Annotated in this window: 7 protein-coding genes; 4 read left to right on the forward strand and 3 right to left on the reverse strand. The window is 70.0% G+C overall.

Annotated features, from left to right (window positions below; genetic code table 11):
• Positions 1-741: flagellar basal body P-ring formation chaperone FlgA (gene flgA, locus ACIKT0_RS09775; protein ID WP_407105165.1), on the forward strand; the 741-nt coding region annotated here is incomplete at its 5' end.
• A 16-nt stretch (positions 742-757) separates the two neighbouring features.
• Positions 758-1,510, forward strand: a complete 753-nt coding sequence (gene flgH / locus ACIKT0_RS09780) for a flagellar basal body L-ring protein FlgH (RefSeq protein ID WP_407105166.1) — start codon at positions 758-760, stop codon at positions 1,508-1,510.
• Between the two features lie 127 nt (positions 1,511-1,637).
• On the opposite strand, the gene ACIKT0_RS09785 is transcribed toward flgH, so the two are convergent.
• The 3 genes from ACIKT0_RS09785 to pip all read right to left on the reverse strand — a co-directional run bounded on the left by ACIKT0_RS09785 (position 1,638) and on the right by pip (position 4,542).
• Entirely contained in the window at positions 1,638-2,231 is a 594-nt protein-coding gene (locus ACIKT0_RS09785; protein ID WP_407105167.1) for a DUF805 domain-containing protein, read from the reverse strand.
• 73 nt (positions 2,232-2,304) lie between these two features.
• A complete protein-coding gene (locus ACIKT0_RS09790) occupies positions 2,305-3,492 on the reverse strand; it encodes a PQQ-dependent sugar dehydrogenase (protein WP_407105168.1) in 1,188 nt (395 codons plus the stop codon).
• A gap of 66 nt (positions 3,493-3,558) precedes the next feature.
• Positions 3,559-4,542: a prolyl aminopeptidase gene (pip, locus tag ACIKT0_RS09795; protein WP_407105169.1), complete on the reverse strand. Its 984-nt coding sequence runs from the start codon at positions 4,540-4,542 to the stop codon at positions 3,559-3,561.
• A gap of 236 nt (positions 4,543-4,778) precedes the next feature.
• On the opposite strand from pip, the gene ACIKT0_RS09800 reads away from it, so the two are divergent.
• Both ACIKT0_RS09800 and flgK read left to right on the forward strand, forming a co-directional pair.
• On the forward strand, positions 4,779-6,158 hold the full coding sequence (locus ACIKT0_RS09800) for a flagellar hook protein FlgE (protein WP_407105170.1): 1,380 nt from the start codon (positions 4,779-4,781) through the stop codon (positions 6,156-6,158).
• Between the two features lie 37 nt (positions 6,159-6,195).
• Positions 6,196-7,725 (forward strand): flagellar hook-associated protein FlgK (flgK, locus tag ACIKT0_RS09805; protein WP_407105171.1); only part of this gene is annotated, 1,530 nt, incomplete at its 3' end.

Below are 7,725 nucleotides of genomic sequence, written 5' to 3' on the forward strand. Positions count from 1 at the left end.
GAGCAGGTGATCGCCGCGGCGCGACAGGCCGGGATCGACGACGTCGCCCTGGGCGGGCTCGCGGCCGTCACCGTGACGAGGCCGAGCCGCGACGTCTCGGTCGCCGAGATACAGGCGCTGCTGACCGCGCGCTTCGCCGCCGACGCCGATCTCCCGGCGGAGGCGGTGGCGGTCACGCTCGACCAGGAAGGCCCGCTGCGCCTCGATCCGCGCGACACGGGACCGCTTCAGCTCGCCCGCTTCGCGCTCGACCGCTCGACGGGTCGTTTCGAGGCCGAGATCGAGGCGCGCGAGCGTCACGGCGCAAGAGCCGCCGCCGTCGTGACCGGCACGGCCGCCGAGACTGTCGAAACCGCGACCCTCCTCCGCCCGCTGTCGCGTGGAGATCTGGTGACGGCCGCCGACGTCAGGATCGAGCGCCGCCCGCGCCTGGCGGGATCGGAGCCGCTCGCGCTCGACATCGTCGGGCTCGCCGCGCGCCGGCCGCTCCGGGAGGGCCAGGCGCTTCGGGAGGCCGACCTGATGCGGCCGCAGCATGTGCAGCGCGGCGGGTTCATCACCCTGGTCTACGCCGCCGACGGCCTCTCCCTGTCGCTGAAGGCCAAGGCTCTCGCCGCCGGCGCCGCCGGCGACGTGATCGCCGTCCAGAACCTGCAGTCCAAGCGCGTCGTCAACGGCGTCGTCACGGGGCCTTCCGAGGTGACCGTCACCGCCCCCACGACCACCGTCGCCCGCCGCTGACGAAGGAGCGCCAGTCATGTCGCAGCGCCACGTCCTCCGCCTTCTTTCGCTCGGCGTCGCCGCCCTCTCGCTCGCAGGCTGCGGCGCGGCGGACCGGCTCGCCAATGTCGGCAAGCAGCCGTCGCTCTCGGCGATCGAGAACCCCACCACTCAGCCGGGCTACAAGCCCGTGCAGATGCCGATGCCCGAGGTGATGCCGGTCTCGTACCAGCCGAACTCGCTGTGGCAGGCCGGCGCGACCGGCTTCTTCAAGGACCCGCGCGCCAAGCGCGTCGGCGACCTGCTGACTGTGCGGGTCCAGATCACCGACAAGGCGGAGATCGAGAACACCACCAAGCGCGCGCGCAGCAGCTCCGAACAGTCCGGCGTCGACAATTTCCTCGGCTTCGAGACCAAGCTCGGCAAGCTCCTGCCGAACGCCGTCGACCCCTCGAACCTGATCAAGGCGGGCTCCACCGCCTCGAGCGAGGGCGCAGGCTCGGTGGATCGCAAGGAGACGCTGACCACCAACGTCGCGGCGGTCGTGACCCAGGTGCTGCCCAACGGCTCGCTGGTCATCGAGGGCAAGCAGGAGATCCGGGTCAATTTCGAGGTGCGCGAGCTGATCGTCGCGGGCATCGTGCGCACCGAGGACATCGACGCCGACAACACGATCGCGAGCGAGAAGATCGCCCAGGCCCGCATCGCCTATGGCGGTCGCGGCCAGATCACCGACGTGCAGCAGCCTCGCTACGGCCAGCAGGTGATGGACGTGCTGCTGCCCTTCTGAGGCTGTTCTTCCAGAGATCGCGGGAGCGGGCCGGCGCCGGCCCTCCCCCGCGGCGCCCGAAGGGCGGCGTCCACCCCGCCCTTCGGACCTGAGCGGCCGCCGGCTCCCCCCGGCGGCCGCTGACGGCTCAGCCGTAGCGGTTCCGGCCCGGCGAACTGCGCTGGCAGAAGAACACGATGAGGATGATCGCGCCGATCACCGGCAGGAACAGCCAGAGGTAGTTCCAGCCGCTGCGATCGGTGTCGTGCAGCCTGCGGACCGCGACGGAAATTCCCGGGATCAGCAGCGCGAGCTGCCATATCGACGATATCGGGTCGATGTGCCCGCTGGTTCCGAATAGCGCGGCGTCCAGCAGCCCAGCCACGATCGAGCTCAGCACGACGAACAGCAGGGCGTACCAGTATTCGGAGCGTGACGACCGCCCGGAGAAAGTCGCGTAGTTCGAGAAGAACAGCCGCGTGGCCTCTATGAAGCCGACCGACCTCGGGCCGACCTCGGGCCGGGAGGTCACCAGCGGAACCGACGAACGGCCGGTCTGTCCCGATCCGGGCGCCCGGAGAAGGTCGGTGTCAGCCAAGGTCCGCCATCCCGAAGCTTCGGACCAGACCTGCGTGCGGGAGTCGATCACCCCCTCGGACGCCAGCGCCGCGATCTGTTCTCTCGAGAACGGTCCCTTACTTTCCGACCCCGCAAGGTAGAACCACGCGTCCGACTGGCTCATCCACTCTCCCCCTGAAGCGTGGGAGGAGCTTACCCGAAGCTCGCCCGCCCCGGGCGGAAGACTTTCGTCCCGCCTATGACTTTCCGGCCTTGCCGGGCTTCAGCCGCAGCACCCGGCCGTCGTCGCTGTCGGTGAGCAGGTAAAGCAGGCCGTCCGGCCCCTGACGGACGTCACGGATGCGCTCACCGAGATCCTCGAGCAGGCGCTCCTCGTGCACGACCTTTCCGTCCGCGAGTTCGAGCCGGGCGAGCATCGGGATCGCCAGTCCGCCCACGAACACGCTGCCCTGCCAGCCCGGATAGGCGTCGCCCGTGTAGAAGACGAGGCCGGACGGGCCGATCGAGGGATCCCAGTAATAGACCGGCTGCTCCATGCCCTCCTTCTCGGACCCCTCGCCGAGCTTCGCGCCGGAGTACTCGCGGCCGTAGGTGACCACCGGCCAGCCATAGTTCTTGCCGGCCTCCGGGCGGTTCAGTTCGTCGCCGCCGCGAGGGCCATGCTCGACCGTCCAGAGCCGGCCGGTCCCGGGCTCGATGGCCGCTCCCTGGATGTTGCGGTGGCCGTAGGACCAGATCTCCGGCTTGGCGTCGGGGCGGCCGGCGAACGGATTGTCGGCCGCGGGCGTCCCGTCCGGCTCCAGCCGGATCACCTTGCCGAGCGTCTCGTCGAGCGCCTGCGCCTTGACGCGGAACTGTTCGTCCGAGCGCTCGCCGGTGGTGACGAACAGCTTGCCGTCGGGCGCGAAAACGATGCGCGAGCCAAAATGCTTGGTCGAGGCGTATTTCGGCGTCTGGCGCCAGATCACCTGGACGTCTTCGAGCCGCGCGGCGCTGTCGGCGAGCCGGCCGCGGCCGAGCGCCGTGCCGTTGACCCCGCCCTCGCCGGCTTCCGCGAATGTGAAGTAGACGAGCCGGTTCTTGCCGAAGTCAGGCGAGATCGCGACGTCGAACAGGCCGCCCTGCCCGCGCGCGTCGACTTTCGGCAGGCCGGTGACCGGCGCCGAGACCTTGCCGTCGGGCGAAACCAGCCGCAGCCGGCCCGCCTTCTCGGTCACCAGCATGCGCCCGCCCGGAAGAAAGGCGAGCCCCCACGGGCGCTCCAGCCCATCCGCCACCGTCTCGACCGAGATCGCCGGCTGAGGCTGCGCGGCGTCGCTACGCGCACGGGTCTGGGCCGCCGCGAACGCCGTCGCCGCCATTCCGGCGATCGCACAGACGGCGACAGCGCCCATCGCGGTTCGTGCCAGGCTGCGCTGACGCATATCGTGTCTCCCTCCGCCGCGGGGGACATGTAGCGCCGCCGCCGCGCCCTTCAAAGCACGGCGCGGTCACCTGTCCGCGAAGGCGTCGGTCGCGCGGATGAGACGATCGAGGATGCCGGGCTCCGAAAAGGCGTGACCGGCGTCCGGCACGAGGTGGAACTCCGCCTCCGGCCAGGCGCGCTTCAGGTCCCATGCGGTGACGACCGGGGTCGCGACATCGTAGCGGCCCTGCACGATGATCCCCGGGATGCCGCTCAGCCGGTGCGCGTCGCGGATGAGTTGCCCCTCATCGAGCCAGCCCGCGTGGGTGAAGTAGTGGTTCTCGATGCGGGCGAAGGCGAGCGCATAGGCGTCGCCGCCGTGCTGGCCGGCGAGCGCAGGGTCCGGCAGCAGCGTTATGGTCTCGCCTTCCCAGACGCTCCACGCCTTCGCGGCCGCCAGGCGAACGGAGCGTTCGGGGCTGGTCAGGCGTCTGCGGTAGGCGGCGATCAGGTCGCCCCGCTCCTCCGCGGGTATCGGCGCGAGGAAGCTTTCCCATTTGTCCGGGAACAGCAGCGAAGCGCCCGACTGGTAGTACCATTCCAGCTCGAACCGCCGCAGCGTGAAGATCCCGCGCAGGATCAGCCCGGTGACGCGCTCCGGATGGGTCTCCGCATAAGCGAGCGCCAGCGTCGAGCCCCAGGAGCCGCCGAACACCAGCCAGCGCTCGGCGCCGGTCAGTTCGCGCAGCCGCTCCATGTCCGCCACGAGATGCCAGGTGGTGTTCGCCTCGAGCTCCGCATGGGGCGTCGAGCGGCCGCAGCCGCGCTGGTCGAACAGCAGGATCCGATAGCGCGCCGGATCGAACAGCCGCCGGTGCGCCGCGCCGCAGCCGCCGCCGGGGCCGCCATGCAGGAACACCACCGGCTGCCCTTCCGGGTTGCCGCAAAGCTCCCAGTAGACCCGGTGGCCGTCCCCGACATCGAGATGACCGTGCCGGTAAGGCTCGATCGGGGGGTAGAGCTTGCGTCGCGCTCCGCCCGTCTCCGGCTCGCTCGCCGCGTCCGCCATGAATCATCTCCCGCCACCCGTCACGGTCGCCCCCTGAGCGGCGTGCGTCAACGTTCCGGCGCCCGGCAGAAACTGCCGCTCGGCAGCGGATGCGCGGTCAGCCGGTCCCGCCAACAGCCCCTCAGCCTTTGAAAATGCTCGCTTATTCGACTGGCGCGCCGTTTGCGTGACGGTCACGGAGAGGCCGCGGCTTGCGCGCGCGGCCTGATGAGGTTCTGCGGCTTCGGGAGACGGCAATGGGTATCTTCGGCGCGCTGACGACGGCGGTGAGCGGGCTCCAGGCGCAGTCCTATGCGCTTGAAAACATCTCGGGCAACATCGCGAACTCGCAGACCACCGGGTACAAGCGCACCGACACCTCCTTCGCGGACCTCGTGCTGAGCGGCGACCTCAACGTCAACCGCCAGGTCGCCGGTTCGGTCCAGGCGTTCTCGCGCTCAAGCAACGACGTGCAGGGCACCCTGCAGGCCTCGAGCTCCGGCACCTCGATCGCGATCAACGGCCCGGGCTTCTTCGTCGTGCAGGACAACACCGGCCAGGTCGATGGCAAGCCGACCTTCGGCGGCGGCGATCTCTACACGCGCCGCGGCGACTTCACCGTCGACAAGAACGGCTACGTGGTCAACGGCGCGGGCTATTACCTGAAGGGGCTGGCGGTCGACTCGCGGACCGGCAACCCGACCGGCTCGGCCTCCGAAATCATCAAGCTGTCGAACGACTTCTATCCGGCCGAGGCGACCACCTCGGTGACCTACCGCGCTAACCTTCCCTCGGCGCCGCAGACCGCCAACTACGTCTCCGGCGACGAGAGCTCATGGCTGCTCGGCGCGAGCTTCGGCGCCAGCGTCACGGCCGACCAGTCGGATGCGTTCATCGCAAGCAGCGTCAGCGGCGACGCGGTGACGGTCTATGACGACAAGGGCACCGCCTACGACGTCCAGTTCCGCTGGGGCAAGGTGACGAACGAGAACGCGACGTCGGGCGCGCAGGACACCTGGGCGCTCTACTACCTTTCCGATCCGACGGCGACGGGCTCGGAGGCCGCCTGGACCAAGGTGGACGCCAATCCGTCGGCGGCCGGAACGCAGAACTACGTGTTCAACTCCGACGGCGCGCTCGTGACGCCGACCGACGGCGTCACCTCGATCGCCAACCTGACGATCGACGGCAAATCGCTCGGCGCGGTCACGCTCGACCACGGCACCGGGCTGACCCAGTACGCCGACACCAATGGCGGCGTGACGACGAAGCAGCTGACGCAGAACGGCGTCTCGTCCGGCAACGTGGTCAGCGTCTCGATCAATGACGGCGGCCTCGTCAACGCGACCTATTCGAACGGGAAGTCGCGCACGCTCTACAAGGTCCCTGTGGTGAGCTTCTACGCCGAGAACCAGCTCTCCCATGTCGACGGCGGCGCCTATCAGCAGACGGTCGCGTCCGGCGCGCCGATCGCCGGCGAAGGCGAGATCGTGGGCTCCGCGCTCGAGCAGTCGAACGTCGACATCGCCGACGAGTTCTCGAAGATGATCGTCACGCAGCAGGCCTACTCGGCCAACACGCGCGTGGTCTCGGCGTCGGACTCGATGATGCAGGACACCCTGAGCATGGTCCGCTGACGGCGGACCAAGCGAGCTCACCTGAGGACCCGACGAGATGGGCCTTTCCTCCGCGCTCGGCGCCGCGCTTTCGGGCCTGAAGGCGAGCCAGTCCGGCCTCGACCTCGTGGCGGCGAACGTCGCCAATGCGGGCTCCCCCGGCTACACCAAGAAGACGCTCGTCACCGAACAGGCGGTGGCGGGCGGCGTCACGGTGGGCGTCAGGGCGGACGACGTGCGCCGCGAGCTCGACGTCTATCTCCAGCGCCAGCTCCGCACCGAGACGGCGGGCGCCAGCTACGCGGCGACGCGCGCGAACTATCTCGATCGGCTGCAGAGCGTCTTCGGCACGCCGGGCGGCGGCCTTTCGCTTGATACGGTCGCCCAGGGCTTCGCGAGCGCACTCGACGCGCTCGCGGCGTCGCCCGACGACCAGAGCGCGCGGTCGAACGTGCTGTCGCGGGCGCAGATCTTCGCGCAGACCCTGAACGCCGCCTCGAGCAGCGTGCAGGAGCTGCGCGGTCAGGCCGATCAGGCCATGAGCGCGGGCGTCGACCGCGCCAACGAGGCGCTGAAGTCGATCGAGAGCCTGACGGCCCAGATCGTCAGGGCGAATGCGCAGGGCCAGTCGACCGCGGCGCTCGAGGACCAACGCGACCAGGCGATCGACACGCTGTCCTCGCTGATGGACGTCAAGGTCGAGGATCTTGGCGCCGGCCAGATCCGCGTGAAGACCCAGAGCGGCCTGTCGCTTTATGACGGCCAGGCCTCGACGCTGCAGTTCCAGCCGTCGAGCACGATCGTCCCGCAGGCGCAGTACGCCTCCGACGCCGACGCCAGCAGCCTCGGAACGATCACGCTGGTGCGGCCTTCGGGCTATTCCGTCGATCTGCTCGGGAGCGGCCAGCTCCGCTCCGGGGAGCTCCGCGCGCTGGCGGATCTGCGCGACAAGACGCTCCCGCAGGCCCAGACGCAGCTCGACGAACTCGCGTCCAGTCTCGCCCAGGCGCTCGGCTCCAACGTCACCTCCGTCAGCCCGACCGCGGGCGGCGTCGACCTCACGACGCAGGGCGCGCTGCCCGGCGACCGGCTCTCCGTCACCTACTCGGTCGGCGGGACCACACGGTCGGTCACGATCGTCAACGTGGGCGACGCGAGCAAGCTGCCGCTCGCTGACGGGCTCACGGCGGACCCGAACGACACCGTCATCGGGATCGACTTCTCGTCGCCGACCGCAGCGGCCGACCTGAACGCGGCGCTTGCGGCGAAGGGGATAGGCCTCAGCGCCGCGGCCAGCGCCGACGGCTTCCGGTTCACGTCGAGCGCGCCCGGCCTCAGCATCTCGGCCGGATCGTCCCGGATCACGGCGACCTCGCTGTCCGGCGACGGGCTCGCGCTGCCGGTCTTCGTCGACGGCGCCGGCGGGGATCCGTACTCGAACAGCCTCGACGGCGGCGCTCAACGGACCGGCTTCGCCGGCCGGATCGCGGTCAATCCGGGCCTGCTGGACGACCCCGCCGCGCTCACCCGCTATGCGGGCGGCGGCCATCCCGAGCTGGAGAAAGGCCGCGCCGGGCGCGACCGCGCC

Source organism: Hansschlegelia beijingensis, assembly GCF_045505405.1.
GTDB lineage: Bacteria > Pseudomonadota > Alphaproteobacteria > Rhizobiales > Methylopilaceae > Methylopila > Methylopila beijingensis_A.